Below are 26030 nucleotides of genomic sequence, written 5' to 3' on the forward strand. Positions count from 1 at the left end.
ATGTTGAGATGGACCGGTATTTTCGCGGTTGCCCTGCTGCTTTTAGCAGGCTGCAGCCAGCCGCACGGCGCTGATGCCAGGCACTGCGCGCCGAACATGACGCAGACTCAGTGCCAGGCCGTCGACCACTATATCGCGCAGGTGAATGCCGTGGTGATGCGCAATTTTCATCACGCGCAACGTTACGCAGGCCAGCGCTGCCTGGTGACGGCACAACGCCGCGCGGACGGCCGCTATAGCGTCATGCGCACAGAAGGAAATGAATCGTTATGCCTGAGCGCCTGGCAGAGCGTGAGTAGCGCGCGTGATATGCCCCTTCCGCCTCAGGGCGCGCCCCGGCAATGGGTATTTGCTTTTGCCCCGTAACCATAACGCGGCAGCACGCGTCATCGCGGGCTGAACGTAAATGCAGATGCGCCCTTTCGGAAAGTCCTGAACCGGCGGTGCAGCCTGACGGTGATCAAGCCTGAAAACTGGCGGTTCACCGTCCACAACGGATTACTCAGGCCAGAGCCAGGCGGCTCCGCGAACACCGCTCGAATCCCCGTGTACGGCTTTCAGTACCGGCGTTTCACATTCGCCGCCAAATACCCATTTTTTCATCAGTGTGGGGACGGTCTGGTACAGACGATCCACGTTGCTCATACCGCCGCCCAGAACAATCACATCCGGATCGATCAGGTTAACCACCTGGGCCAGCGATTTGGCCAGGCGCATTTCGTAGCGGCTCATAGCCAGTTCCGCCACCGGATCCTGCTGTGCCAGCAGGTGAACAATCTCGGCACCTTTGCGTGTAACGCCGCTCAAACGCTGATAATCAGTGGCAAAGCCGGTGCCCGAGACAAAGGTTTCAATACAGCCCTGTAGCCCGCAATAACAGGGCACTTCAGCGCGATAGCGCAGTTCATCTTCGTCCATCCACGGCAGCGGATTGTGGCCCCATTCGCCCGCATTACCATTGCCACCGATACGGGATTCGCCGTTTATCGCCACGCCCGCCCCCGAACCGGTGCCAATAATCACTCCAAAGACCAGCGGCTTACCGGCACCCGCGCCGTCAACGGCTTCGGATACGGCCAGACAGTTCGCGTCGTTGGCAATGCGGACGTCACGATTCAGCGCGTGCGCCAGATCCTTGTCCAGCGGCTGTCCGTTAAGCCAGGTTGAGTTCGCGTTTTTTACCCGCTGCGTGTAGGGCGAAAGCGTGCCGGGAATACCGAGGCCTACCGTGCCCGTCTGTCCGGTCTTTTCTTCCGCCAGACGCACCAGATCGACAATAGCCTGTACCGTAGCGGCATAGTCGTTTCGGGGCGTGGAAACCCGATGGCGAAACAGCTCGCTTCCCTCGCTGGACAACGCAATCACTTCTGTTTTGGTGCCGCCCAAATCAATGCCGATGCGCACGGTTTATTCCTCATTATTCGTTAGGGGATTCTTACACTAAAAGGCGATGCCCTTAAAGGCAATGAAACCGCATCGATGTTTCGCTATCATGCGCACACTTAGTGAGATTTGTGCGCCCGATCGCGCCACGGTAAGGAATCCTGATGTTGTGGTTTAAAAATATGATGGTTTATCGTCTGAATCGTGACATTCCGTTGTCCGCAGACGACATGGAAAAACAGCTTGAGGCATTCACCTTCTCGCCTTGTGGCAGCCAGGACATGAGCAAGACCGGTTGGGTGTCACCGATGGGAAACCGCAGCGATGCGCTGACCCATGTGAATAACGGTCAGATTGTCATCTGCGCGCGCAAAGAAGAGAAAATTTTGCCTTCACCGGTGGTGAAGCAGGCGCTGGAAGCCAAAATTGACAAGCTTGAGGCAGAGCAGAGCCGTAAGCTGAAAAAAACCGAAAAAGATTCGCTTAAGGATGAAGTGCTGCACAGCCTGTTGCCGCGTGCCTTCAGCCGTTTCAGCCAGACGTTTATGTGGATCGATACCGTTAACAATCTGATCATGGTGGACTGCGCCAGCGCGAAAAAAGCCGAAGATACGCTGGCCCTGCTGCGTAAAAGCCTGGGTTCACTGCCGGTCGTACCTCTGACGCTCGAAAGCCCGATTGAACTGACGCTGACCGAATGGGTACGTTCCGGCGATCTGCCCGCAGGCTTTGCCCTGATGGATGAAGCCGAGCTGAAAGCGATTCTGGAAGACGGCGGCGTGATTCGCTGTAAAAAACAGGACCTGGTATGCGACGAAATCGCCAACCATATCGAGGCCGGCAAGCTGGTGACAAAACTGGCGCTCGACTGGCAGGAACGGATTCAGTTCGTGCTGTCGGATGATGGTTCCGTGAAGCGCCTGAAATTCAGCGATACGCTGCGTGATCAGAACGACGATATCGATCGGGAGGATTTTGCTCAGCGCTTCGATGCCGACTTTATCCTGATGACCAGCGAACTGGCCGCCCTGACCAGTAATCTGATTGAAGCGTTGGGTGGTGAGGCTCAGCGGTAAAACAGGCGGCCGCAAAAGATGCGGCCGTTTTTTTCAGTCTTTCAGATAGCGGCAAAGATAAGAGCTGGGCTCGCCTACCTGCAGATGAAACTCGCTGTGACCCGGCACGTTAAATACCGATCCCGCCTCGAACCATTTCCACTCTGTTTCCCCCGGCAGCAACACTTTCATTGATCCACTGACCACGGTCATCTCTTCCGGCTGGGCAGTGCCAAAGGTATATTCGCCTTCTGCCATCACACCAACGCTGGCACGACCGGTGCTCGCACTGTCAAAACCGATGGATTTAACTTTTCCGTCAAAATACTCACTTACGTTGAGCATAAATCTTCCTCACAGCACATTAGGGTGACTGGCAGTGTAGAAGCGAACTTGCTGATCTGTCACGCGAAATAATGAGCGAATGTGATCGCTGGCGGTGACAAGGGGCGGGGATAAGACGGGCGCGCATCGACGGCATCCTTGCCAGCGCGACGGCTTACTCTTTTTCTACATCTTCGTAACGTTGTTTCGCATCATGCGCTTCCTGCTCTGAATCGTGCTCACTGATGAGTGAATCCGGCTTCGGATGATCGGCTCGCAGTTGCCAGGACGTGACTTTTTTACCTTCGGGGCCTTTTTCCACGGTCACAACGCGCGCTTCTCTGGGGTAAGGAGGTCTTGACGGCATCATTTGTCCCTCTTGGCTGAATGACATTCCACACGACAGGCGGTTGCCCGTCATGGAATAAGTATAGTCAAAAAGGCGTAAATCGCGGCGGGAAGGAGATAAATCTGACGGTTAGCTGGCGCGTGCCAGCGATAACGACTGCAGAATTTGCTCAACAACGCGTTCCGGCGGCTGCATCGCGTCCACTTCATGATGAGCGGCCATACGGTACAGGTGGGCACGGGCGCGCAGCACCTCTGTCATCTCTTCTGCGATGGGCCGTCCGGTCAGCGTCGGGCGCTGCGCAGCTTCAGGCTGGCTTTCCAGACGCCGGGCAAGCACCTCAGAAGGCGCACTTAACCAGATAACCTGACCATGTTCGCGCATATAGCGGCGGTTGACCTCTGCCAGCACCATGCCACCACCGGTCGCGATGATGGTTGAGGGCGCCGTCACGGCTTTCAGCGACTCGGTCTCCCGCGCACGAAAGCTTTCCCAGCCTTCCGCCGCGACAATTTCAGCCACGGTACGCTGGGTCGTGAATTGCAGGTGGTGATCGGTATCGCGGAAGGCATAACCCAGCGCATGAGACAGGGCTTCACCGATGGTGGTTTTTCCGCAGCCGCGCGCACCAATCAAAAAAATGGACAAGGACATCTGGGCACTTCCTCCGCCGTACAGCCCATAACAGCTGCAGGTCTGGCTTAAATAATACGCGCATCATAGCGGGAAATGATGGCGGCCTCTACCCATTGAGCGTATTTTACGCACAGTCAGACAACCCATTGCATTAAGCTTTTTATAAACAATGAATTAACCATGCACATTTTGTGCATGAACACCGTATTTTTGTCTCTGCAACATTTGCTTACCGCCACGAATTTACATTGCTGCTCATCGCCCCCATATACTGTTTACAGTCGCAACGGGAGAGTAATCATGCAACGCGAAGAACAACAACTGATTGAAAATCTGTTCAGCCGTTTGAAACAAGCGGAAAGCCAGACAGCGGCGCGCGATGCTGCTGCCGAACAACTCATCAAACAACACCTGCAGGAACAACCAGGCGCGCCCTACTACATGGCGCAGGCCATTCTGATTCAGGAAGCGGCCCTTAAAAAACTTAATGAACGTATTAAGGAACTGGAAAACCAGCTGGCGCAACAACAGGCGCAGCAGCAGCCGAAGAGCAGCGGTGGATTTTTATCCAGCCTGTTTGGCGGCGGCAGCGCCCAACCGCAGCCAGCTCAGCCGCAGTGGAACAGTGCGCCGCAACAGGCACCGCAACCGCAGCAACCTTATGCCAGCGCCCCGGCGCCACGTGGCAGCGGCTTCCTGGGCGGTGCCCTGCAAACCGCCGTTGGGGTGGCAGGTGGTGTGGTCATGGCCGATATGCTGACCAGCATGTTCCATCATTCTCAGCCGCAGGAGATCGTTAACATCATCAACGAGCAGCCGTTGCCGCAGGTGGACGACAGTCTGAATACCTTCAACGGTGGCAACGATCAGTCGTTCCTTGACCAGAACGGGGCGGATAATCAGTCTTTCCTGGATCAAAGTAACGGCTGGAGTGATTCCTACGCCGACAACGGCGACCTGAATGATTTTGGCGGCAATGACTTCGACGACGACGACAACTTCGTCTGATTTAGCGCTGGCGTTGTCGGAGCCAGCTGTCTAGTTCATTGGCAAACTGCTGGCGGTCCCGTGGGCTTAATGCGGCGGGGCCGCCTGTCTGAACACCGCTGGCGCGCATGGTGTCCATAAAATCGCGCATGGTCAGTCGTTCGCGAATGGTTGCTGGTGAATAGCGCTCCCCGCGTGGATTCAAGGCTGCCGCGCCCTTCTCAATCACTTCCGCGGCCAACGGAATATCGGCCGTAATCACCAGATCGCCGACGTTTACGCGCTTAACAATCTCATTGTCCGCCACATCAAATCCCGCAGGCACCTGCAGTGTTCGCAGCCAGGGCGAAGGTGGCACCCGCAGGGACTGGTTAGCCACAAAGGTCACCACGGTTTGCGTTCTGTCCGCTGCCCGGTACAGCACGTCCTTAATCACGTTAGGACAGGCATCAGCATCAACCCAGATAGCCATCGTTATTCCTTGTTCTGCAAAAGAGTGACGATGGTAACCTGTTTTGCTGACCGGGTTGAGTGAAAAACACAGCCCTCTTTAACGCAGAACCTGCTTTATCCGATCTGGCTGCACCGCCACTGCGCCTTAATGCGCACCGCGCCATGTCCTGGCACGGTTAAACGCCTCCGGTCAGCGGGGTGACAGCAGGTCGTTCAGCACAGGGCTAACTTGTTATTAATCCTGTCTGCAGTAAGCTACATCGTTGATATGTGTAAACAGCGAAGGAGACGGTGATGCAGGAAAAGAAAATCGGATTTATTGGCGGAGGCAACATGGCCAAAGCCATCATTGGCGGCCTGATAAACAGCGGGCAAGTTGCACCGTCAGCGATCTGGATTTATGACCGTAAAGCCAGCACTAATCAGGAAATGGCCGAACAGTACGGTATCCATGCGGCTGAGAGCGCAGAAGCGCTGGCGCAGCATGTTGATGTCCTGTTTGGGGCGGTAAAACCGAATGTCATCCTCAGAGTTCTGAATGATCTCGCCACCTGCATGAAAAAAGAGACGCTGGTTGTCTCCATTGCGGCAGGCGTTACCCTGGACAATCTGGCCTCCGTACTGGGACACGATCGAAAAATCATTCGGGCCATGCCGAATACCCCGTCTCTGGTGGGAGAAGGGATGACCTCGGTCACGCCCAATGCGCTGGTTGAACAGAGCGAACTCGATGAGGTCGTTGCAATGTTTAAAAGCTTTGGCCAGGCCGCGGTAGTGGATGAATACCTGATTCATTCCGTGGTGGGCGTGAGTGGTTCGGCACCGGCTTACGTGTTTATGTTCATTGAAGCCATGGCCGATGCTGCGGTGGCAGGTGGCATGCCGCGGGCGCAGGCCTACCAGTTTGCGGCACAGGCCGTAAAAGGTTCGGCACAGATGGTACTGGAGACCGGCAAACACCCGGGCGAGTTAAAAGATATGGTCTGCTCGCCGGGCGGCACCACGATAGAAGCGGTAAAAGTTCTGGAAGAAAAAGGTTTTCGCTCCGCCGTGATTGAGGCGATGCAGCAGTGCATGGCGAAATCAGAGAAGCTGAGCCGCAGTTAACCCGCGGCGTCTGGCAACGGCAGTGCGCGTTGCCAGGCGCATCCCCACTAGCCGGCGGAACGGTAGTCCTGATAAAGCGCCAGCGCCTGCTTCACCGTCATGGGTTGCTGCATGTTGTCAACCAGCGCGGCGGTCAGAGTGTAAAGGCCACAGGAGAAAACCGCCGCCAGTTGCCCTTCTTTGCCATAAAACGCCATGAATTCCTTTTCTTCCAGCGAGCCCACCGACTGGTAGTCATCCCAGTCCGCCGCATGGCCAAGATATTCATAGCGCGTACCATAGTGCGCGGTCCAGAAAAACGGCACCCGATCAAAGTGACGGATATTGCCCAGCATATTGATGGCCGCTGTCTGTCCCTGTTGTTCGGCAACACGAAAGTGTTCGATTCGCAACGGCCCCTGGGGAGAAGGATACGTGGCGATATCGCCTGCCACCCAGACATTCTCGGCCACCCGGAGTTGTTCGTCCGTTTGCAGACTGCCATCCTCCAGCAGCGGCAAATCATGAATAAAGTGTGTGGCGGGTTTAACGCCGGTCGCAAACAGCACCACATCGGCGGCAATATGCTTGCCCGTTTTTAGTCGTACCGCGTTAACATGGTCTTCGCCCAGCAGGGCATCGATCTCGCCTTCGATAAACTTTACGCCGTTCGCCTGATGGAGCTGATAAAAATAGCGACCAACGGCTTCGCCAAACTGTTTCGCAAACGGCAGCGGATGACGCGCAATGACGGTGACATCAATGTCGCGATTACGCAGTGAGGAGGCCAGTTCCATGCCGATAAAGCTGTTGCCGATAATGACAATCTGTTGAGTGTCATCGACCGCCTGCAGTAAGTCTGCGGTGTGCTGTTTACTGCGCAGGATATGAACGCCAGCAAGATCGCGCCCGGACAGCGCAGGTTTGACGGGCGCGCCACCTGTGGCAATCAGGAGCTTATCGAATTGCAGCGTCGTACCGTCAGCAAATATTATCCGGTGCTGATGGTTATCAATCCGCTCCACGCGCTTTTGCAGGCGTTCTACGTGCGCCATGATGTCCTCACCCAGCAGTGAGGGCACCTCATCGATGTCCATTTTGCCCGAGGGGACAAATTTGGTTAACGCCGTGCGATCATAGGGTGCATCAGGCTCCTGCTCAATCAGGATCAGCCGCCCTTTAAACCCCTCGTGACGTAACCGCCATAGCGCCGCACTCCCGGCTGCGCCACCACCCAGCACGACAAAGACCGGCGCAGCGGCTCCACTGCCTATCGCAGTCGCAGGCGACATGGCTTTGGGATTCACCAGAACCGCCTCGTTTTCAATGCGCACGGGATACTGTTTGAGATCGGCCAGCGCGAGCGGCTCACACATTTTGCCACTGTCCAGTTCAAAAGTGGCTTTATGCCAGGGACAGATCAGCCGGTTTTCACAAATGGCACCCTGCTCAAGGGGTGCGCCGGCATGGGGACACTTCGCCTGGTAAGCGTGTACGTTGTCGCCATCACGAATTAACAGCAGCTCTGTTTCCCCGAGCTTTTTTTTAACCGGCTGGCGGTGCGGTAAATCCTTCAGAGCGACCACAAATTGATAGTTCACGACATAGCTCCTTCTCCGACTGTCACGGCTGAACGCGCAGATCAACAGGGCTTCTGCGCAAATGCCTGTAAACAGTAAGTGTGGCAAAGGATCGGCCAGACTCCGGTTTTAACGTCAGGATTTTTTCCTAACTGTTTGTTTAAGCGGAAATTAAAAATACGTGAGGATGTGACAGCGCAGGCAGGAGAAAACTAAAGCGGCCACCGAAATGGCCGACCGAACGTTAACTTTTCTTCAGACACTGACTCATGAAGGTTTTGCGTGCTTCCCCCGTCAGCTTTTTATCACCGGCCTGCAGATTACAGGTTTTCATTTTTACCTGCTGCGGCGACATGTCGGCGACCTTACTGTCCTTTTTCAGGCAATCGCTCATAAATTTCTTTCGCACATCGCCTTTCAACGCTTGTGACGTGGCATGTTCATTACACATGGCCATTTTTTGCTGTTGTGGCGTTTTTTCAGCCGCACTGGCGCTGCCGCCCACCAGTAAGCCTGCTAACACTAGCGTCATTAAACCGCGTTTCATTGTATTCACTCCCTCTTGATGAAAACAGATTAATTCTGGCACGTTACACGCTATACGGAATACGTTTATCAGGGAATAAGGCAGAGATCGCAAATCTGAATTGTCGGTGGCACTTTTCAGATACGCGGACGATTAAGTAAGCGCGTGACATAACGTTTTAGCAGGACCGTATTTTTATCATTATGATCTACATCGGCATTCATCATGGCGGTTTCAATACTGCTGACGATAGCGTGATGCTGCTCGGGTGGAAGCAAACGCAGCATCGCGGTAACCACGATTTCCAGCGCTTCGATCTGTGCAACCTGCTCTTTTGACGCCTCTTCTTTTTCTGCCAGGGTGATTAGCAACTCAGCAATCAGGTTTTTCATGCCGGGGCCCCTTCGTGTAAGACAAATAAAAATTAGCATTCGTCAGATTAAAAAACAAAGTGATTTTTCAGCCCGCTTTGCGCCCGACTCAGGCCATTTTGTCGCTACGGTTTTATTGCATTTATTTTGCCGGAAAACGAAACGTTGTTATCGCAATGAAATAACACGCTGACTCACTCAGTCGAAATAAAATAAAGATTCCCGGCTGGCTTTTTTTAGCAGAGATTCTTTTCTTACAAGCGATAACGGCCGTTTTCATTCCCGTTAACGTGAGAAAAATCTCCCCGCGATTGCGGGCAGTCGGTCCCCCTGTTCCTTAACCTTCCACCTGGACAACAGGATGCCTCCCGGCCCGATAATGACGGGCTACTCAGCCCTTTGGCTGCGCCAAAAACGCACCTGATTCAGTGCAACAGCTTGTCTTTCATCAAGATAATCTGAAAAAATGCCTTATTTCATATTGGCACTATTCGATTTTCACTCATCACATCTGAAAAATATTTCAGGCTGTTACTGACAATCCTCTCTGGCCCACCTATGTTTAAAAAACCGCCAGGTACGGGCGGGACGTTGGCTGTTCTGACCAACGAAACGCTCCCGATAAAACCCTTGCCGTTCTTTCCGGGAGCCCATCATTCAGTAGCTTCTGCCTGCTGCGCCGTTGCGCACCGGGCAAAGGGTCTGTTTGCGGAGACGGGGAATGAGCGTCCAATCTAATAGTGCCAGTCGTGCTATCACTGATTACTTCAACAGCCCGGACTGGAACGTGCTGCCGGAGTCCGATCTGCTGGCCGTTATCCTGCGTGAACTGATGGAAGCAGGCCAGCCGACAACGAATAAGGCAATAATCGCACGCGTCATTAATAAACTGGAGTTTGAAGGGGATGAGCAGCGCCTGCAGCGTTACCGGGGTTTACTGGCCCAGTTGATGGAAGCGCGGCCACGTGAGTAGGCCGCCTTTATGCTATTTCACCCAACGGAGCTGACGGGCTTCACTTACACTGGCACGGCCGCTGCTGCGTTGAAACAGGCAGAGTTCACGCCCACGCCGGTTTTTCATTTGCTTCTGTGGGTAATGCCCCTCAAGTAACAAGGCGCTGTAACCCACGCTGTCATCATAGTCGATGGGCTGTCCCACGATTTTTACCTTACTTAGCGTACTGGCATTAATACAGGCCTGCCGCATGACCTGTTGGTTTTCCTGCCATGCCGTCGGGCTGGAAGCCAGTGCGACCGGACTGATCAGCAACAGTAATGACAGTGAGAGGCGTGGACGAGAGTACATGCGTTGCTCCTTCCAGACTGAGCCAGAAAAAAATTCCCGCCAGAGCGGGAATAAACAAGACGAGCATTGCAAATTGATGTGACGAGGAAATCCCGATCCTGCTGGCTCAGTGCGACCAGGCGACCACAGGCTGAAGACAGCAGAATACCGGCCTTATCTTCCCCTGTCCCCATGACACCTCAATGACAATGCGCGGTTTATTTAACGCTTAACCACAATAGACCTGGGTGATAGTACCGCTTTTGTCTGCCAGAAAGTTCAGGCGGGCGAAATTAAAATCCATCGTGACGGCAGAATTCCACGGAATGGCGCGCACCTTCTGACTGAAACGCTGTTGCTCAAGGGCGGACAGCGGTTTGCCGACAAAGTTTTGGTAATGAGAGGCACCGCAGCTGTCCGCTTCCTTGCCGGGCGGGACGGCTGCCGTATCAGGCTGCCTGGTGGACTGACAGGCCGTCAGCAGTAAGAAGCCGGTTGCCACCAGCACTTTTCCGTAATGATTCACGTATGTTCTCCTGTAATCGTGTTAAACCCTGACCTGAAGCGTAACAAGCCCCACCACCGGGTTGAATCATTAAAATCAAGCGATTCACACATTATTAAGCATTAAATGCTGCCTTATTGCCAGATAACCAGTGTAAAGGCACTTACCGTTCAGAATTTCAAATACAAGACGCTAACCTTACTAAGAATTATCTTAGGAGGCTACTATGGAACTTGTGATTTTTATCTGCTTTGCCGTCGTGATGACACTGATTGCGGTTCGGGTGCGATAAGCGGCCCGTTTGCGGGTGCGGTTTCACGTCTGACAGGCTGGGCGACCTGACAGGCGACAGAGTGTATCGTAGGCAAAGCACTGATTTTTAATTGATTAACCCAGACTCATTTACGTAAGGTAATAAACAGCTAACATTGTGTGATCGGCTCTCTCGACAGCGATTTGAGGCATTGCTACTATGCGCTTATCTTCGCTGGCTGGGTCGCCTATGAACACCAATTCCGACAGAGTGACGTTGACACTGTTTTATGTCGGCAGCTTTGTTGTTTATTACCTCGTTACCATGTTGATTACCCTGTTTCCTAATTACGGTATTCTGCGTAATGACGGTTTACTGGTGCCTGTGCTTTGCCTGTTTGAATTTGCCGTTATCTATCCGCTGTATCGCTTTTATTGCCAGCGTCGTACCGATATTCCTCTGGGCTTTTTGCGTTCCGGTCAGACTTTACTGTTTATTGGCGCGCTGTTTATTTTAATGGTGGCACAAACGCAGTATTTGCAGCCGGAAGGCTGGCTGGTCGCACAAACTCAGCAGGGGCCCAGTTCGATGCTTATCCTGCTGTTGACCGCCGTCTTACTGGCTCCTGTGTTTGAGGAAGTGTTGTTTCGCGGCTTTTTATTACAGGGATTTCTGTTGTGGGCACCTAACAGCCGTTTTGCCTGTGTATTACTGACCTCGTTACTGTTCGCGCTCATGCATACGCAATATGTCCACTGGGAAACGGTGGTGGCGCTGACGCTGTTTTCTATGCTGCTTTGCTACGCCCGTCTGCGCAGCAATACGCTGGCCCTGCCGGTCTTTCTGCATACGCTGAATAATCTGATTGCGATTCTGCCTGCCTGGTATTTCGCCTGATCCCGCTACCCTTTTTGTTACCGGGTCATCACTAACCTGCGTAAAATCAGCGTGTATCTTTTACTAACAGGGAAGGATGGTCAGAAAGCCCATGATTACCATGCTGGATGTGGCCCGCAAGGCCGGCGTCTCTAAAGCCACCGTCTCGCGCGTGCTGGCGGGAAATCGCTACGTCAGTAAGAGTACGCAACAGAAGGTCTTTCAGGCTGTGGCGGAAACCGGTTATCGCCCTAACCTGCTGGCACGTAGCCTGGCGACGCAGAAATCCCAGAATATCGGGCTTATCGTTACCCACTCTTTATTCAATGGGCCTTACTTCAGCGAATTGCTGTTTCAGGCTGCTACGTTGACAAATAACTATGGCCGGCAGCTTATTCTGGCGGATGGAAAAACCAGCGCTGACGATGAACGTGCCGCCATTGAGTTTTTGCTCGACCTGCGCTGTGACGCCATCATTATCTACCCCCGTTTTCTGGATACCGCGGCGCTGGATGCCATTATTGAGCAACACGCCATTCCCGTTATGGTGGTGAATCGTCAGCTGCAGCGTCATCCGGCACACTGCGTCTGGGCCACCCATCAGCAGAATACCTTTCAGGCCACCCGCTATTTGATTACGCGCGGCCATTACGACATCGCTTTCATTACGGGTCTGGCAGGCTCACCGACCGCTGCGGCCCGCCTGGCCGGTTATCAGCAGGCGCTTGACGAGCATGGCTTAGCGGACCGTGCGCTGATCGTGCAGGGTGCATGGACGCCCGCCAGCGGCATGGCGGCGGCAAAAACGCTGCTTGAATCGGACATGCCATTTAGTGCACTGATGGCCAGTAATGACGATATGGCTATTGGGGCCGCGCTGGCGCTGAACGCTGCGGGCAAACGGCTGCCGGAGGATGTCTCCCTGCTGGGCTTTGATGATATTCGTATGGCGGAATTTTTTCTGCCGCCGCTCACCACGGTACATGTGCCGGTCGCAGAGATGATTCAGCACACGCTGGCGCAGCTGGTGGCGATGCTGGAAGGGGAAGCGGTCACGGCCTTGCCGCCGTTTAGCGGTCACCTGATCGAACGGGCCTCGGTCACTGACGGGCCTTATAAACAGTAAGGCGCGGCATCCCTGCCGCGCACCATCAGTAGTCGACAGAATCGTTCAGCGTTGCCCCATTACTGCGAATCAGTTTCTGGTACCAGAAAAAACTCTTCTTACGGTAACGTGCCAGATCCTTTAAATCTTTTTCATCGCGGTTGACGTAAATAAAGCCGTAACGCTTGTTGATGCCCTGATGCGTACTTACCAAATCTATTGCCGACCAGGGACAATAGCCAAACAGTTCCACACCATCGGCAAGTGCCAGCTGCAGTTGCGCAATGTGTTCGCGCAGATACGCAATACGGTAATCATCATGTACCTTATTATCGGCCTCCAGCCGATCAAAGGCACCCAACCCGTTTTCGGTCACGATAAGCGGCAAAGCATAGCGGGCATAAATCTGGCGCGCCGTAATGCGAAAACCCACCGGATCGATATACCAGCCGAACTGATTTTGCCGGAGATGCGGATTGTCACATCCCACATAAACCGACCGATCAATGCCCGCCATTTGCTGATCGGGCCGAGGTTTATTTTCGCTTTGCTCACCCTCGCCTTCGGCTCCCACCGTCGCGGACGCATAATAATTAAAGGCGATAAAATCCGGCTTGCCTGCGGCGATGATAGCCATGTCATCGTCTTCGATCGTCGGTAACCAGCCGCGCTGTTTCAGGAAAGCCCAGACCACGGCGTTATAGCGACCATGGACCGCCAGATCCAGATAGAGCCAGTTGCGAATTGCAGAGAAATTATCGGCTGCCAGCACATCTTCCGGCCGCGCACTGGCGGCATAGACGCAGGAGATATTGGGTGCCGGGCCGATTTTGGCATCCGGCAACCGTTCATGGCAGGCGATCATCGCTTTCGCCTGTGCCAGCATCATATGATGATTCTGCTGATACAGCGTTTTCTGCGGATCGGCGGTGCCGGGTGGCAACGTACCAATCACATCGCCCTTAAGGATCATCATGTTCTGTTCGTTGATGGTCAGCCAGTACTTAACCTGACGACCATAGTGCTCAAAGCAGGTGATGGCAAAACGCTCAAAGGCCGCCACTGTACGCCGTGAAGACCAGCCGCCCGCCTGCTGCAACGCCCAGGGTAAATCAAAATGATAAAGGGTGACCAGCGGCGTAATGCCGTACCGACAGAGTTCATCGATCACCTGCTGATAAAAGGCCACGCCCGCCGGGTTCAACGCACCATCGCCCTCGGGATAAAGACGGCTCCAGGCAATGGAAAAGCGGTAGGTTTTTAATCCCATCTCCGCCAGCAGCGCGATGTCCTCTCTGAAACGATGATAGTGATCGCTGCAAACGGTAAAATCGGTAAAGTCCTGATGGAAGGTTGCCTGGTCAATGACGGAAGGCCCTTTGCCCTCTTCATTCCAGGCCCCTTCAACCTGATAAGCTGAGGTGGACGCGCCCCAGAGAAAGTCCCTGGGAAACGCGGGCAATGTCGAATGTTGCATATAACCTCCTGTTTAACGTGCGGCTAACTCCCGGCGCAGTTGAATGATCTCCTCAGCCAGTTCGCGACAGAGCATTGCGTTCATCAGGTGGTCCTGAGCATGGACCATAATCAGACTGACCGGAATCTTTCCGCTGCCCTCATCAGCGCCAATGAGCTGCGTCTGCGTTTGATGGGCTGCTTTGGCCGCCGCGGTTGCGGCACTGAGCATACTGTCCGCCTGCGCCCAGTTTTGCTGCCGCGCCGCCCGCAACGCCTCCATTGAACAGGAGCGAGCTTCGCCTGCCTGGATAATCAGTTCGATTACCGTGCTTTCATCAATTTCCATGGGTTACTCCTTAACCGGTTGCGCTGCGGCAGAGGGTTGCTCTTGCTGCAGTAGTTGACGCTCGTACATTTTGAAAAACGGGTAGTAGATCAGCGTGGCAATAGTGACCAGCACGGCAATCAACACAATGACGCGCCAGTCCCAGCCGGTTGACCAGGCGGCCCCAATGGGGGCAGGCGTCGTCCAAGGAGCCAGTGAGATCACGTGATTAATCAGGTTCGTTTTGGTGGCGATCCAGGCAATGACGGCGTTGACTAACGGGGCAAGAATAAAAGGGATAAACAGAATGGGGTTCATCACGACCGGTGAACCAAAAATCACCGGTTCGTTGATGTTGAACATGCTGGGCACCACACTCAGTTTTCCAATCGATCGCAGATGTGCTGACTGACTGCGCAAGTAAAGCAACACCAACCCCATCGTCGAACCGGAGCCACCGATAACAATAAAAAACTGCCAGAAGGGTTCAATAAACACGTGGCTGATGGGTTCTCCCGCGTTCAGCGCCTGCTGATTCAGACCGAGATTGGTCAGCCAGAAAGCCTGCAATATGCCCCCGACAATCACCGCCCCATGAATGCCTGCAAACCACAGCAGATGGCACAGCAGTACCGCCACCAGCACGGCAGGCAGTGAATCAGAGGCAGAGATGATGGGCGAGAAAATGGCCATGATGGCCTGAGGCAGCAACATGCCGAACTGCGCCTGTACCCACAGGCTCAGGGGAAACAACGTGATAAAAATCGTGATAATCGGGATGAGCAGATCGAACGACTGACGGATCTTCGGCGGCACCTGCTCGGGCAGTTTGAAACCGATGTTGTATTTCTGCAGAACGTGCATCAGCTCCGTCGCAAAGAGCGCGACCAGAATCGCGGTAAAAATGCCCTCCCCGCCCAGCGAACCAACCGGCAACGTTTTGCCGCTCTGCGGTGCCGCCACCACCAGAAACGCCATCAGCGACAGACTGGCCGCCATAAAGCCATTCATCTTATAACTGTTCGCCAGGTTATAGGCGATGGCACTGGCGATATAGAGCGCCATAATGCCCATCGTCATGTTGTACGGCATCATGATTTGTTCTTCATGCGCCTTTACCATGCCCAGCCACCACTGTGCGAACGCCCAACTGCTGTCTGCCGAAAAAGGCGGATGAGCAAACAACAGCATAAACGAGCCCACGATCAGAAACGGCATGGAGGCAATAAATCCGTCCCGGATAGCGATGACATGACGCTGGCTGGAAAGACGGCCCGCCAGTGGGCTAATACGGTTTTCGATGACGCCGAATAGAGATTCACTGAAGTGGCTCATTGCCTGACTCCTTGCTGAGGCAAAAGAGAATAACCTGCCTGACGCAGTGCGGGTTTCGCGTGATATATCCCGGACCTCCCTGGTGTCAGGTATGAATAAGCTTTAGTGCGTCGCTTAATATTTTTTCACCATTCATCATGCCGTAATCCATACTGTTGATGACCGCAACCGGCTTGCTGTATTGCTGGGCGATCGGTTGAAAATCGGCCAGCTTGTATTTGATTTGTGGCCCGAGCAGGCAGCAGTCGTAATCGGCGATATCGTCTCTAAACTCTTCAATCCCCACAGCTTTTATCTCGACGTCCAGCCCTTGCTGTTGCGCCGCCTTTTCCATTTTCTGCACCACCATACTGGTGGACATGCCCGCAGCACAGCACAGTAAAATCTTCGTCATGGTGTATTCCTCTTTGTGGTGAATGATTAACGAATACACAGGGTGAAAATTTTCTGCAACCGGTTTCAGATTTGCGTATCAGAAGTGTGAGAAGTATCAAAACGCGAGCATTAAAGAGGTTCGGGGCGAATAAACACCTGAATAAGCCTTATCAGGAAGCCCGTTTCTCGTCATGCTGAGGCAATAAAACGGCGGTTCACTCAGCCATATCGTCGGCGCTGTCCATCGCAGTGATGGGTAAGAATTCACTGCCTGATAAGCGGGTAACGCGTATAATTGCTCAGAGCAATCCGATACCGACTGCCGTAACACGGGCGTCCGGCGGCAATTAGCTATACTGGTGATATATAAAGGAACACTCACCCTTCTCGCAGTACGCGGACCGGGATAAGGAGTCGGTTATGTTAATTGGTTTTGTGTTATTGGTCAGCGCGTGTGGACACGATGCCTGTGAAGCTTTACCGGTGTCAGAACGCATTTATCCGACGAAAACCGCCTGTGAAGTCATGGCAAATCGTATCCATAAAGTGCGTCCTAACGTCGTGCTGATATGTGGCGAAGTGCATCGTTAAGAAAGCGGTACAGGGCGAATGGCACAAAAAGTAGCCGATGACATTGCAAGGTTGCCGCTTAACGTTCAAAATATAAGCTGTTCTACACCAACACAGTTGTGAATCCCATGAAAAGTAGTCGTCCCCGCCGTCCTACCGGGCGTTGGGTTTATTACATTTTGTATGAAGGCATTCTGTGGCCCTGTCCGGTTCGCTGGGAATGGGAAAGCGGATACGGTGGCTGGCTGCCGTTTTACTACTCACCTACGTTTGAGTTTGTCGCGGGCGATCCCGGCAAGGCGTACCGTATTGCGCGCACGGATGTACGTGTGAAGCGGAGTGAAGAGATTTACGCCTGATTGCTGTCATGCATTGCATGGCAGCCACGAGGCGGTAAGAAGGAAACAGATTACCTCCAGCAGCAGTACCACCATCAGCAACACGCCGAGTTTGTGGCGCGACAGCCAGGATTTCAGCCCCATAGCATTGCGGCCCTGTGGATCAGCAGCAGTCCGCCCCCCATGCTCAGCAAAACCCGCCCCCCTTTTCCGTCTTTTTTGCCATTTCAGTGTCCGTCTGAATAAAGCGAAAATGCGCCCTGAGGCGCATCCGGATGCTGCAAGATTACCGCTAGAGCCGCCAGAAGGCGACTCAGGTACGCAATCAGTTGTTCAGCGTGTAATCGAGTGTGATCTCTGCATTAAGCACCTGCGAAACCGGACAGCCGGCTTTAGCTTTATTGATGATTTCATCAAAGGTGTCGTTATCAATGCCCGGCAGCGAGATGGTGCTGGTCAGCGCCACTTTCGTAATCGCGAAGCCTTCACCTTTTTTGTCCAGCGACACATCGGCACTGGTATCAATGCTTTCAGGTTTATGGCCTGCGTTACCTAACATGAGCGACAGTGCCATTGAAAAACAGGCGGCATGTGCTGCGCCGATAAGCTCTTCCGGATTGGTGCCTTTCTGCCCTTCGAAACGGGTGTTAAAGCCGTAAGGTTGCTGGTTCAGTACACCACTTTCTGTGCTGACTGTGCCTTTGCCTTTGATATCGCCTTCCCAATGCGCCGAACCTTTCTTATGAATGGTCATATCATTCCTCCTGTTGGTAAAGAAGGTAAGTATAGACAACGTCGCTCAGTTTGCCGGGCATGAGGCCGGATGCAGGGCCACTTCGCCCAGCAACGCATTCGCCTGCACCAGCGACGTCTGGTTGATATCGGCTATACACTTCGCGCCTGTTAAGGTCATCGCGACTTTCATTTCGTTTTCAATCAGCGTCAGCAGATGTTCGACGCCACGTTGGCCATGTGTGGCCAGCGCGTAAACAAAGGCCCGTCCCAGCAGAACAGTATCTGCGCCCAACGCAATCATGCGCACCACATCAAGCCCATTACGGATGCCGCTGTCGGCAAGAATCGTCATATCCCCCTTAACCGCATCCGCGATGGCCGGTAAGGCACGAGCCGAAGACAACACGCCGTCCAGCTGGCGTCCGCCATGGTTTGAGACCACAATGCCATCGGCACCAAACCGCACCGCATCGCGGGCATCTTCCGGATCCAGAATGCCTTTAATCACCATTGGCCCGTCCCAGAACTCACGGATCCATTCCAGATCTTTCCAGGAAATCGACGGATCGAAATTCTTTGCCAGCCAGCCAATATAGTCTTCCAGCCCGGTCGGTTTGCCCAGATAGGTGGAAATATTGCCCAGATCGTGTGGTCGGCCCTGTAGCCCAACATCCAGTGCCCAGCGTGGGTGCGTGACAGCCTGCCAGTAGCGGCGCAGGGCCGCGTGCTTGCCGCTCATGCCCGAGTGCGCATCGCGATAGCGTGCGCCCGGCGTTGGCATATCAACGGTAAATACTAATGTGGTACAGCCCGCCGCTTTTGCCCGCTCAAGGGCGTTACGCATAAAGCCGCGATCGCGCAGCACATACAGTTGAAACCACATGGGCCGACTGATTTGCGGTGCCACTTCCTCAATCGGGCAAACGGAGACGGTCGATAAGGTAAACGGAATCCCTTTGCCCGCCGCAGCGCGCGCGGCCTGCACTTCCCCCCGACGCGCGTACATGCCACACAGCCCAACCGGTGCCAGCGCGACGGGCATGGACAGCGTTTCACTGAACAGCGTGGTTTCCAGGCTGAGCGCCGACATGTTCCGGAGAATGCGCTGGCGCAACGCCACGTCTGACAGATCGGCAACATTCCGCCGTAGCGTATGCTCTGCATAGGCACCGCCATCCAGATAATGAAACAGAAAAGGCGGTAAAATGCGCTGCGCGGCGGCGCGATAGTCACTGGCGGCAGAGATGATCATCAGCGGTTTTCCTTGTGATTGTGCAGGTCATGACCCGGCAAACGCGTAATTCGCGCCTGCCTGGCTTCGTCTTCATCAAGTGTTTTCATTGTGGTGTGAACAAAACCCAGATGATCCATAGCGGCTGACCGGGCAGCCTCGGCATCGCCCAGTAAAATCGCGTCGAGCATCGCCTGGTGCTGATCGGTCAGGCGGTCAAAAATCACGGGTCTGATGTACATCAGCTTACGACTGTGCAGCATGGACGAATGCAGTAAATCGAATAATCCCCGCATGGTTTGCAGCAGCACGATGTTATGTGAGGCTTCTGCGATGGCCAGATGAAAGCGCAGATCGGCCTGCCCGGCCAGATGGGGATCGTCACTCTCTTTCATCGCCAGCGTGGCATCAAAGGCGTACCGCAGACGCTCTTTATCTGACTCGGTAGCCCGTAGCGCCGCATGCCAGGCCGTGCTTCCCTCTATCGCATGGCGCGCTTCAAGAATGTCGTAACGGTAGTCCGGATCGTTGGCGAGAAGCTGACGAATGGGCTCGACGATGCGCTGCTCAGACCAGGGCTCCTGCGGCTGACGCAGCCAGGTACCGTCACCGCGCCGACTCATCAAAACGCCGCTGCTGATCAGTTGCTGAATAGCTTCACGCAGCGACGAACGGGAAACGCCCAGCGCGGCCGCCAGCTGACGCTCGGCGGGCAAACGCATGCCCGGCTCAAGCTGATGATCGCGGATATAGTGCTTAAGCCGCATCGGTAAGGGATCGTTTGGTGTCATGGGATCATCCAGGGAAAAACGTAAGCCTGCAGCGTGGTCATCACCCCAACCAGGCCGGTAAAGATCAGGCTGTGCTTTACGGTGAAGCGGAACAGATCGGACTCTTTGCCGACCAGACCGACCGCTGCACAGGCAATAGCGATCGACTGGGGAGAGATCATTTTACCGGTGACGCCACCCGTGGTATTCGCTGCCACCAGCAGGATATCGGAAACGCCAATCTGCTGCGCCGTGGTGGCCTGCAACGCGGCAAACAGCGCGTTGGAGGAGGTATCCGAACCGGTAAGAAACACGCCAAGCCAGCCCAGAAAGGGGGAGAAAAAGGTAAAGGCATGGCCCGTGTGCGCTAAGGCCAGCGCCAGCGTGGCTGATAAACCCGAGTAGTTCGAGATAAAGGCAAAGGCCAGCACCATACCAATGGAGTAGATGGGCAACATCAGGGATTTCAGTGTTTCGACAAATGTCCCGACTGCCGCTCTGGGTTTCATTTTCAGAAAGATAATCGCCACAATTGCCGCAATCAGAATGGCAGTGCCGGTTGCAGACAGCAGATCCAGTTTAAAAATGGCGGGCCAGGCGCTGGGCTGTGCCACAACCGGCGGTATCCGGGTAATCCAGTCATGCAGGCCAGGGACGGGAATGCTCATCACCCAGTTGGCCAGTGCACCCCCTTTGGCAAACAGCGCTTTAAAGGGCGGGATACTCCACAGCGTTACCGTTGCGGTGAGAAACAGGAAGGGCATCCAGGCGCGAATGACCTGCTTTGTCGTATACGTCTGCTGACGTGCGGGTTGCGTCGCCGTCTGATTTTCGGCATCGCTGAAGCGAAAGATGCGAACCGGCTGCCAGACGCGCAGAAACAGAGTCAGGGAAACGAGTGATGCCAGCGAAGAGATAATATCGGGTAACGCCGGGCCCAGGAAATTTGAACTCAGGAATTGTGCTATCGCGAACGACCCACCCGCAACCATCACCGCCGGCCAGGTTTCTTTCACCCCGCGCCAGCCATCCATGATCGCCATGATCCAGAACAGCACGATGACGGTTAAAAAAGGCAGCTGGCGTCCGGCCATCTGACCGATGGCAAAGCTGTCCAGACCGGTAACCTGCCCCGCCACAATAATGGGAATACCCATCGCACCAAACGCCACCGGCGCGGTATTCACGATCAGGCATAACCCTGCGGCATAAAGCGGATTAAAACCCAGCCCTACCAGCAACGCAGCCGTGATCGCCACCGGCGCACCAAAGCCTGCCGCGCCCTCTAAAAAGGCACCAAAGGAAAAACCGACAATCAGCATCTGTAAGCGCTGATCCGGCGTGATCGACAAGATGGACGCGCGAATGATATCGAACTGCCCGGTCCTGACCGAGATTTTATAGACAAAGACCGCGGCCACGATAATCCAGGCAATGGGCCACAGACCGTACAGGAAGCCGTAGGCCGCTGAGGCCAGCGCCTGCTGCCACGGCATATGATACAGCAGCAGCGCAACTCCCAGCGCCAGCATGACAGTGATGGTGGCAGCCTGATGGCCTTTCATCTTTAGCTTAATCAACGCAAAAAAGAAAAACAGAACAGGCAGTAACGCAATCAGGCTGGAGAGCCAGATGTTATTGAGCGGATCATAATTTTGCTGCCAGACCTGCATGCCGTTATCTCCAGAAAGGTGATGAGAGCGATGCGCGACGGGCATAAACACAGGGCGCATCTGTCACGCCCGCTCTGCTTATTGGTCCTACCAATTTTGCCAGTTGGGGCTTATCCGTTACAGATACTTAACCCGCTGTTAACCCAAGGCAACAGTTACGGCTTTAATTTTAACGTTATGTGAAGCACTGAAAAGGTTTAGCTGTTTTGGTCGGACCAATCACGGTTGTGTAAAGGCGTATTTGTAACTTTGCGGATGAAAACGCAGATTTAACCCGACCAGTCCAATCGTAACGCCGCACTGGAGCCACCAGATCGTGGAGAAATCGCCGGTCAGTGCATGCAACTGACCGGCGATAAACGGCATAATGCCAGCAATAATAAAGCCAATCCCTTGCATGAACGCCACCAGTCGTCCGCCCGCCTGCGGATGCGCCAGATGGTCCAGCGCCAGCACCAGCGCCAGGGGAAAGGCACCACCCAGCCCCACGCCCGCCATTCCCACCCACAGCCATGGATGGTAAAGCGGTGCAAACAGGAGGCCAAGCATACCGCTTAGCTGAAAAATCAGCGTTAACAGCAACAGCGGCCGCCGATCCGGGCCGCGCGTCAACAGCGGAAACACCATCGCTCCGCCGACCTGGCAGGTAATCATCACGCCCAACAGGCTTCCGCCCGCTTGCGCGCTCCAGCCGAGCTGATGGTAGAAATCAGGCAACCAGGCCACGCAAATGGCATAACCGCCATTCACTAAACCAAAGCTGAGCGCCAGCATCCAGGCGCGCGCGTTGCGCCATAGTGAAGGCATCACGACCGACGCGCGCGCTGGCGACGTCACCCCGGGCATCCATGCCCAAAGCAGGATGGCCAGCAGCGCAGGCACGGCCCAGCTGCTGAGGGCCATCTGCCAGCTCAGATGAGCACTTAACCACGGTGTTAATGCGGCACCCAGTCCGCCCCCGCCCATCAGGGCCGCAGACCACAGCCCGGTCATCATCGCACTGCGTTGTGGAAAGCGTTGGCGGATAAAGCCCGGCATCGCCATTTGCACTATCCCGATACCAATGCCGCCCGGTAGCGTGCTCCCTACCAGCGATTCGCCTTGCGCCACAAAAAGGCGGCTGAGGAGCGCCAACACTAACAGCGCCAGTCCGCCACACAGCAGTCCGCGCAGTTGAACACGCTGCATAAGTGGTGCGCTGATTAACGCTATCGCTCCCATCATCATCATGGGAATCGCAGGCAGCAGTGACGCTGCCAAGGCGGAGAGTCCAATGCTTTCGCGTAACTGATCCAGCAACGGACTGACGGAGGTCATCAGTGGACGCATATTCAGTCCCGCCAGCACAAGGGCGGTAACGATCACAATATTCTCTTTTTTCATGGGCCATCCTGGAAGTAAACCTTGTCAGCCTGACAGCTGTGGTTACTATTTGGAAATGGAATATCATCATGACAGGCAGTGGAAAAATGAATCGCCAGCCTATGTTCACGCCCCAGCAGCTTCTGAGCTTTGTTGCGGTCTGCGAAACCGCCAGCTTCACCCGTGCCGCCGATCGCGTGCACCTGTCGCAATCAACAGTGAGCCAGCAGGTGCGGCGACTGGAAGAGAGGGTGGGAAAAGCACTGCTGGCCCGCTCATCACATCAGGTAACCGTCACGGAGGAAGGCGAGAAGCTGTTGGGTTATGCCCGCCGTATCATTGCCCTGAATGGCGAAGCACTCGATGTGTTAAGCGATAAGTGGCGCGATGGTGTGCTGCGGCTTGGCGTTCCGGAAGATTTTGCGGCCCCCACGGCTGCCCTGCTGGCGCAGTTCAGTCGCGAACATCCCCATATGCGGCTGGATGTGATGAGCGGGATGCAGGTAGAACTACGTCGGGCCTGGCAGCGGGAGGAACTGGATATCATGCTGATTAAGCAACCTTACGGTGAACGCCCGCTGGCTTCCCGACCCGAGCCGCTGTTATGGCTGGACAGCGCCGCATATCCCTGCTTTGAGCATTCGCCGGTGCCGCTGGTCCTGTTTCCTCAACAGGGACTTTATCGCGAGGAGATCTGCCAGACGCTGGATGGGTTGGGCCGCAGCTGGCGCATCGGTTACAGCAGTGCCAGCCTTGTGGCCCTGTCTGCCGCCAGTGCCCAGGGCCTGGGCGTTACGCTGTTGCCTGCCAGCTGTCGCCTGCCTGCACATCGTGTGCTGGGCGACCAGCAGGGCTTGCCGGTGATTAACACTTTTGAGCTGGCGCTGTTTTGTCGCCAGCCGGATGAGGCGCTTCAGCGCCAGCTGGCAGAGGCACTGGTGACATTTGCCGATCTGCACTGGCAGTGAGTTTTTCACTGACAGGCAGTGGTAAAGGACGCTGTAAAACCAGAAACCGCGTGCAGATGCGGACGCGCCCCCTGTCAGAGAGCTGGCATGGGGCGCGGACAGCCGAATGAAGGCGACGCTAAACCCGAGCCTCCCTCGTCTGTGACATTAACGCCATCGCAAGCGTATAGAGATGGGCGCCATCAGAAGCCACCGGATCGTCTTCGGCATAACATCCAATCATAGAGGCCACTTTATCTGCCGATAAGCTTTCCCCATAGAGATGCAATGTCAGGACTGCACGACCTACGATTTTAAGTACGTCTTCATGCAAGATCTGCGGGATATTATTCAATGAAAAAATCCTCTGCCAGTAGTGATATCGATGTATCCTCCTCAATATAAAGGCGTTTACAAGTCGTTTTCATCTTCTCTTCTGGCGATACTTTTGCATTATTAATGCGTTAATTCCGTCGCAAATGCGGAATAATCTGATTAACTTTAAATTGTGTATTACAAAGAAAATATTAGAAAAAACATTCTTAATCTTAATGGCTTAGTCTATGTAAGCGGTTTCACACCTGACGCTTTAATTGATTAAAATTTCCCAACTAATCTTTTTCATCTTCAGTTTATTCTTAGATAAAAGCGCCGCCCGGCGCAGGGTTTGCAGGTTAACATTGCTGTTGTGTACGCTTTCTGACAGACTTGCGCTCGCAATGATGCCCCAACTTACAGCCGCAGAGGCCGCACCCGTGACCGCTTTTTCCTCGCTTAATTCTCTTCCCGATAGTCAGCTCGATAACCTGCGCGAGATGGGCTATACCAGCATGACGCCGGTCCAGGCCGCCTCACTGCCCGCTATCTTAGCCGGACGCGACGTTCGTGCGCAGGCAAAAACCGGCAGCGGCAAAACGGCCGCATTTGGTATTGGCCTGTTGCATCATATCGACAGTGCGCGTTTTCAGACTCAGGCGCTGATTTTATGTCCGACGCGAGAACTGGCCGATCAGGTCAGCAACGTTCTGCGGCAGTTAGCGCGCTTCACGCGCAATATCAAAATTCTGACCTTATGCGGCGGCCAGCCCATGAGTGCGCAGCGCGATTCGCTGGTGCATCCGCCGCAGATTGTGGTCGGTACGCCGGGCCGTATTCTTGACCACCTCAAGCGCGAAACGCTGCAGCTCGACAGTCTGCGCACGCTGGTGCTGGACGAAGCCGATCGGATGCTGGAAATGGGCTTTCGTGACGATATGGAAACCATTATCGCCGCCACGCCCGCCGCGCGTCAGACGCTGCTGTTCTCTGCCACCTGGCCAGACGGCATTGCAACACTGAGCCAGCGCTTTCAACGTGATGCGCTGAGCGTCGTGACGGAAGAGGTCAGCGAACTGCCGGCAATCGAACAACAATTTATTGAAGCGACGCACGGCGAAAAATTGTCGCTGCTGATTAGCCTGCTCAGCGAACGCCAGCCATCGTCCTGTGTGGTGTTCTGCAACACCAAACGCGAATGTGATGATATTGCCGCCGCGCTTAACGCCCGCGATATCAGCGCCCTGCCCCTGCATGGCGATCTGGAACAACGCGATCGCGAACGTGTGCTGATCCGGTTTGCTAACGGCAGTGGTCGCGTGCTGGTGGCGACGGACGTCGCGGCCCGCGGCCTGGACATCAAGTCGCTGTCGCTGGTGGTGAACTACCAGCTGGCGTGGGATCCCGAAGTGCATCTGCATCGTATCGGCCGTACCGCGCGGGCGGGCGAAGAAGGCGCTGCCGTGAGTTTTGTCGCGGCCGATGAAATGGCGCGCGCGCATGCGTTAGAAGATTTCCTGCAGCAGAAGCTGCCATGGGTTGCCGCCAGTGCGCTCAGGAAAAGTAGTAAGCCGTTGCCGGCAGCCATGATGACGATTTGCATTGATGGTGGGCGTAAGGCCAAGATTCGGCCCGGCGATATTCTGGGTGCGCTGACAGGAGAAGCAGGCTATCGCGCCGATCAGATCGGTAAGATTGATCTCACCCCGACGCACGCTTATGTAGCGATTGAAGCGGCCCAGGCAAAATCTGCGCTGGTCAAACTTAAGCAGGGCAAAATCAAAGGCAAAACCTGCCGGGCTGTACTGCTGAAAGACTAAAA

The 26030-nt window shown here is 54.6% G+C and carries 30 protein-coding genes; 11 read left to right on the forward strand and 19 right to left on the reverse strand.

Annotated features, from left to right (window positions below):
• Complete coding sequence (locus GC090_RS15780) at nt 1-366, forward strand: cell envelope integrity TolA family protein (protein WP_205959236.1); 366 nt, start codon at nt 1-3, stop codon at nt 364-366.
• A 132-nt stretch (nt 367-498) separates the two neighbouring features.
• Here GC090_RS15780 and mak read toward each other — a convergent pair whose 3' ends face one another.
• Nucleotides 499-1404, reverse strand: a complete 906-nt coding sequence (gene mak / locus GC090_RS15785; protein WP_006117580.1) for a fructokinase — start codon at nt 1402-1404, stop codon at nt 499-501.
• Nucleotides 1405-1547: 143 nt separating this feature from the next.
• Between mak and rdgC the strand changes: the two genes are divergently transcribed.
• Nucleotides 1548-2459: a recombination-associated protein RdgC gene (gene rdgC, locus GC090_RS15790; RefSeq protein ID WP_033738615.1), complete on the forward strand. Its 912-nt coding sequence runs from the start codon at nt 1548-1550 to the stop codon at nt 2457-2459.
• 33 nt (nt 2460-2492) lie between these two features.
• On the opposite strand, the gene ppnP is transcribed toward rdgC, so the two are convergent.
• The 3 genes from ppnP to aroL form a co-directional block, all read right to left on the reverse strand.
• On the reverse strand, nt 2493-2783 hold the full coding sequence (ppnP, locus tag GC090_RS15795) for a pyrimidine/purine nucleoside phosphorylase (protein WP_006117582.1): 291 nt from the start codon (nt 2781-2783) through the stop codon (nt 2493-2495).
• A gap of 154 nt (nt 2784-2937) precedes the next feature.
• Nucleotides 2938-3129, reverse strand: coding sequence for a YaiA family protein (locus GC090_RS15800; protein ID WP_006117583.1), 192 nt, complete (start codon nt 3127-3129; stop codon nt 2938-2940).
• Nucleotides 3130-3240: 111 nt separating this feature from the next.
• Entirely contained in the window at nt 3241-3765 is a 525-nt protein-coding gene (aroL, locus tag GC090_RS15805) for a shikimate kinase AroL (RefSeq protein WP_006117584.1), read from the reverse strand.
• 282 nt (nt 3766-4047) lie between these two features.
• On the opposite strand from aroL, the gene GC090_RS15810 reads away from it, so the two are divergent.
• On the forward strand, nt 4048-4755 hold the full coding sequence (locus GC090_RS15810) for a DUF2076 domain-containing protein (protein WP_006117585.1): 708 nt from the start codon (nt 4048-4050) through the stop codon (nt 4753-4755).
• A 1-nt stretch (nt 4756) separates the two neighbouring features.
• Here the strand turns inward: GC090_RS15810 and GC090_RS15815 are convergent, their stop codons facing one another.
• Nucleotides 4757-5206: a YaiI/YqxD family protein gene (locus tag GC090_RS15815; protein WP_006117586.1), complete on the reverse strand. Its 450-nt coding sequence runs from the start codon at nt 5204-5206 to the stop codon at nt 4757-4759.
• Nucleotides 5207-5481: 275 nt separating this feature from the next.
• Between GC090_RS15815 and proC the strand changes: the two genes are divergently transcribed.
• Complete coding sequence (gene proC / locus GC090_RS15820) at nt 5482-6294, forward strand: pyrroline-5-carboxylate reductase (RefSeq protein ID WP_033738612.1); 813 nt, start codon at nt 5482-5484, stop codon at nt 6292-6294.
• 47 nt (nt 6295-6341) lie between these two features.
• Here proC and GC090_RS15825 read toward each other — a convergent pair whose 3' ends face one another.
• From GC090_RS15825 to iraP, 3 genes are all read right to left on the reverse strand, one after another.
• On the reverse strand, nt 6342-7874 hold the full coding sequence (locus GC090_RS15825) for an FAD-dependent oxidoreductase (RefSeq protein ID WP_324020354.1): 1533 nt from the start codon (nt 7872-7874) through the stop codon (nt 6342-6344).
• A gap of 223 nt (nt 7875-8097) precedes the next feature.
• On the reverse strand, nt 8098-8400 hold the full coding sequence (locus tag GC090_RS15830) for a PsiF family protein (protein ID WP_006117589.1): 303 nt from the start codon (nt 8398-8400) through the stop codon (nt 8098-8100).
• Nucleotides 8401-8516: 116 nt separating this feature from the next.
• On the reverse strand, nt 8517-8771 hold the full coding sequence (gene iraP / locus GC090_RS15835) for an anti-adapter protein IraP (protein WP_006117590.1): 255 nt from the start codon (nt 8769-8771) through the stop codon (nt 8517-8519).
• 700 nt (nt 8772-9471) lie between these two features.
• Between iraP and GC090_RS15840 the strand changes: the two genes are divergently transcribed.
• On the forward strand, nt 9472-9723 hold the full coding sequence (locus GC090_RS15840; RefSeq protein ID WP_006118140.1) for a biofilm development regulator YmgB/AriR family protein: 252 nt from the start codon (nt 9472-9474) through the stop codon (nt 9721-9723).
• 12 nt (nt 9724-9735) lie between these two features.
• Here GC090_RS15840 and GC090_RS15845 read toward each other — a convergent pair whose 3' ends face one another.
• Nucleotides 9736-10056, reverse strand: a complete 321-nt coding sequence (locus GC090_RS15845; protein WP_006118139.1) for a hypothetical protein — start codon at nt 10054-10056, stop codon at nt 9736-9738.
• Nucleotides 10057-10264: 208 nt separating this feature from the next.
• Nucleotides 10265-10561, reverse strand: a complete 297-nt coding sequence (locus tag GC090_RS15850) for an I78 family peptidase inhibitor (RefSeq protein ID WP_289367887.1) — start codon at nt 10559-10561, stop codon at nt 10265-10267.
• Nucleotides 10562-11042: 481 nt separating this feature from the next.
• Here GC090_RS15850 and GC090_RS15855 point away from each other — a divergent pair, with 481 nt between their 5' ends.
• Both GC090_RS15855 and GC090_RS15860 read left to right on the forward strand, forming a co-directional pair.
• Nucleotides 11043-11690, forward strand: a complete 648-nt coding sequence (locus GC090_RS15855; RefSeq protein ID WP_033738779.1) for a CPBP family intramembrane glutamic endopeptidase — start codon at nt 11043-11045, stop codon at nt 11688-11690.
• 91 nt (nt 11691-11781) lie between these two features.
• Nucleotides 11782-12795, forward strand: coding sequence for a LacI family DNA-binding transcriptional regulator (locus GC090_RS15860; protein ID WP_033738604.1), 1014 nt, complete (start codon nt 11782-11784; stop codon nt 12793-12795).
• A 25-nt stretch (nt 12796-12820) separates the two neighbouring features.
• On the opposite strand, the gene GC090_RS15865 is transcribed toward GC090_RS15860, so the two are convergent.
• The 4 genes from GC090_RS15865 to GC090_RS15880 all read right to left on the reverse strand — a co-directional run bounded on the left by GC090_RS15865 (nt 12821) and on the right by GC090_RS15880 (nt 16286).
• Nucleotides 12821-14251 carry a glycoside hydrolase family 1 protein gene (locus GC090_RS15865; RefSeq protein ID WP_324020356.1) on the reverse strand — a complete coding sequence of 477 codons (1431 nt, stop codon included), beginning with the start codon at nt 14249-14251 and terminating at the stop codon, nt 12821-12823.
• Between the two features lie 12 nt (nt 14252-14263).
• Nucleotides 14264-14578: a PTS lactose/cellobiose transporter subunit IIA gene (locus GC090_RS15870; RefSeq protein WP_006118134.1), complete on the reverse strand. Its 315-nt coding sequence runs from the start codon at nt 14576-14578 to the stop codon at nt 14264-14266.
• Nucleotides 14579-14581: 3 nt separating this feature from the next.
• Complete coding sequence (locus GC090_RS15875) at nt 14582-15892, reverse strand: PTS sugar transporter subunit IIC (RefSeq protein WP_033738601.1); 1311 nt, start codon at nt 15890-15892, stop codon at nt 14582-14584.
• Nucleotides 15893-15977: 85 nt separating this feature from the next.
• Nucleotides 15978-16286: a PTS sugar transporter subunit IIB gene (locus GC090_RS15880; RefSeq protein WP_006118087.1), complete on the reverse strand. Its 309-nt coding sequence runs from the start codon at nt 16284-16286 to the stop codon at nt 15978-15980.
• 401 nt (nt 16287-16687) lie between these two features.
• Between GC090_RS15880 and GC090_RS15885 the strand changes: the two genes are divergently transcribed.
• Nucleotides 16688-16858, forward strand: a complete 171-nt coding sequence (locus GC090_RS15885) for a hypothetical protein (RefSeq protein WP_006118086.1) — start codon at nt 16688-16690, stop codon at nt 16856-16858.
• 107 nt (nt 16859-16965) lie between these two features.
• Nucleotides 16966-17196 carry a hypothetical protein gene (locus tag GC090_RS15890; RefSeq protein WP_006118085.1) on the forward strand — a complete coding sequence of 77 codons (231 nt, stop codon included), beginning with the start codon at nt 16966-16968 and terminating at the stop codon, nt 17194-17196.
• A gap of 304 nt (nt 17197-17500) precedes the next feature.
• Here GC090_RS15890 and GC090_RS15895 read toward each other — a convergent pair whose 3' ends face one another.
• From GC090_RS15895 to GC090_RS15915, 5 genes are all read right to left on the reverse strand, one after another.
• Nucleotides 17501-17929 carry an OsmC family protein gene (locus GC090_RS15895; RefSeq protein ID WP_006118083.1) on the reverse strand — a complete coding sequence of 143 codons (429 nt, stop codon included), beginning with the start codon at nt 17927-17929 and terminating at the stop codon, nt 17501-17503.
• A 45-nt stretch (nt 17930-17974) separates the two neighbouring features.
• Nucleotides 17975-19162, reverse strand: a complete 1188-nt coding sequence (lldD, locus tag GC090_RS15900; protein WP_006118082.1) for an FMN-dependent L-lactate dehydrogenase LldD — start codon at nt 19160-19162, stop codon at nt 17975-17977.
• Nucleotides 19162-19932 (reverse strand): transcriptional regulator LldR, encoded by a 771-nt coding sequence (gene lldR / locus GC090_RS15905; protein WP_324020358.1) that lies wholly within the window; start codon nt 19930-19932, stop codon nt 19162-19164. Before lldR ends, lldD begins: the two co-directional genes overlap by 1 nt.
• A complete protein-coding gene (gene lldP, locus GC090_RS15910; protein WP_033738598.1) occupies nt 19929-21584 on the reverse strand; it encodes an L-lactate permease in 1656 nt (551 codons plus the stop codon). The genes lldR and lldP overlap by 4 nt, the downstream gene beginning before the upstream one ends.
• A 219-nt stretch (nt 21585-21803) precedes the next feature.
• Nucleotides 21804-22967, reverse strand: a complete 1164-nt coding sequence (locus GC090_RS15915; protein ID WP_324020359.1) for a cyanate transporter — start codon at nt 22965-22967, stop codon at nt 21804-21806.
• Between the two features lie 86 nt (nt 22968-23053).
• Here GC090_RS15915 and GC090_RS15920 point away from each other — a divergent pair, with 86 nt between their 5' ends.
• Nucleotides 23054-23914, forward strand: a complete 861-nt coding sequence (locus GC090_RS15920) for a LysR family transcriptional regulator (RefSeq protein ID WP_033738778.1) — start codon at nt 23054-23056, stop codon at nt 23912-23914.
• A gap of 734 nt (nt 23915-24648) precedes the next feature.
• Nucleotides 24649-26028 carry an ATP-dependent RNA helicase DbpA gene (dbpA, locus tag GC090_RS15925; RefSeq protein ID WP_006118077.1) on the forward strand — a complete coding sequence of 460 codons (1380 nt, stop codon included), beginning with the start codon at nt 24649-24651 and terminating at the stop codon, nt 26026-26028.
• The last annotated feature ends 2 nt before the right edge of the window (nt 26029-26030 follow it).

The organism is Pantoea sp. JZ29 (assembly GCF_035190385.1).
In the GTDB taxonomy this organism is placed as follows: Bacteria; Pseudomonadota; Gammaproteobacteria; order Enterobacterales; family Enterobacteriaceae; genus Pantoea; species Pantoea stewartii.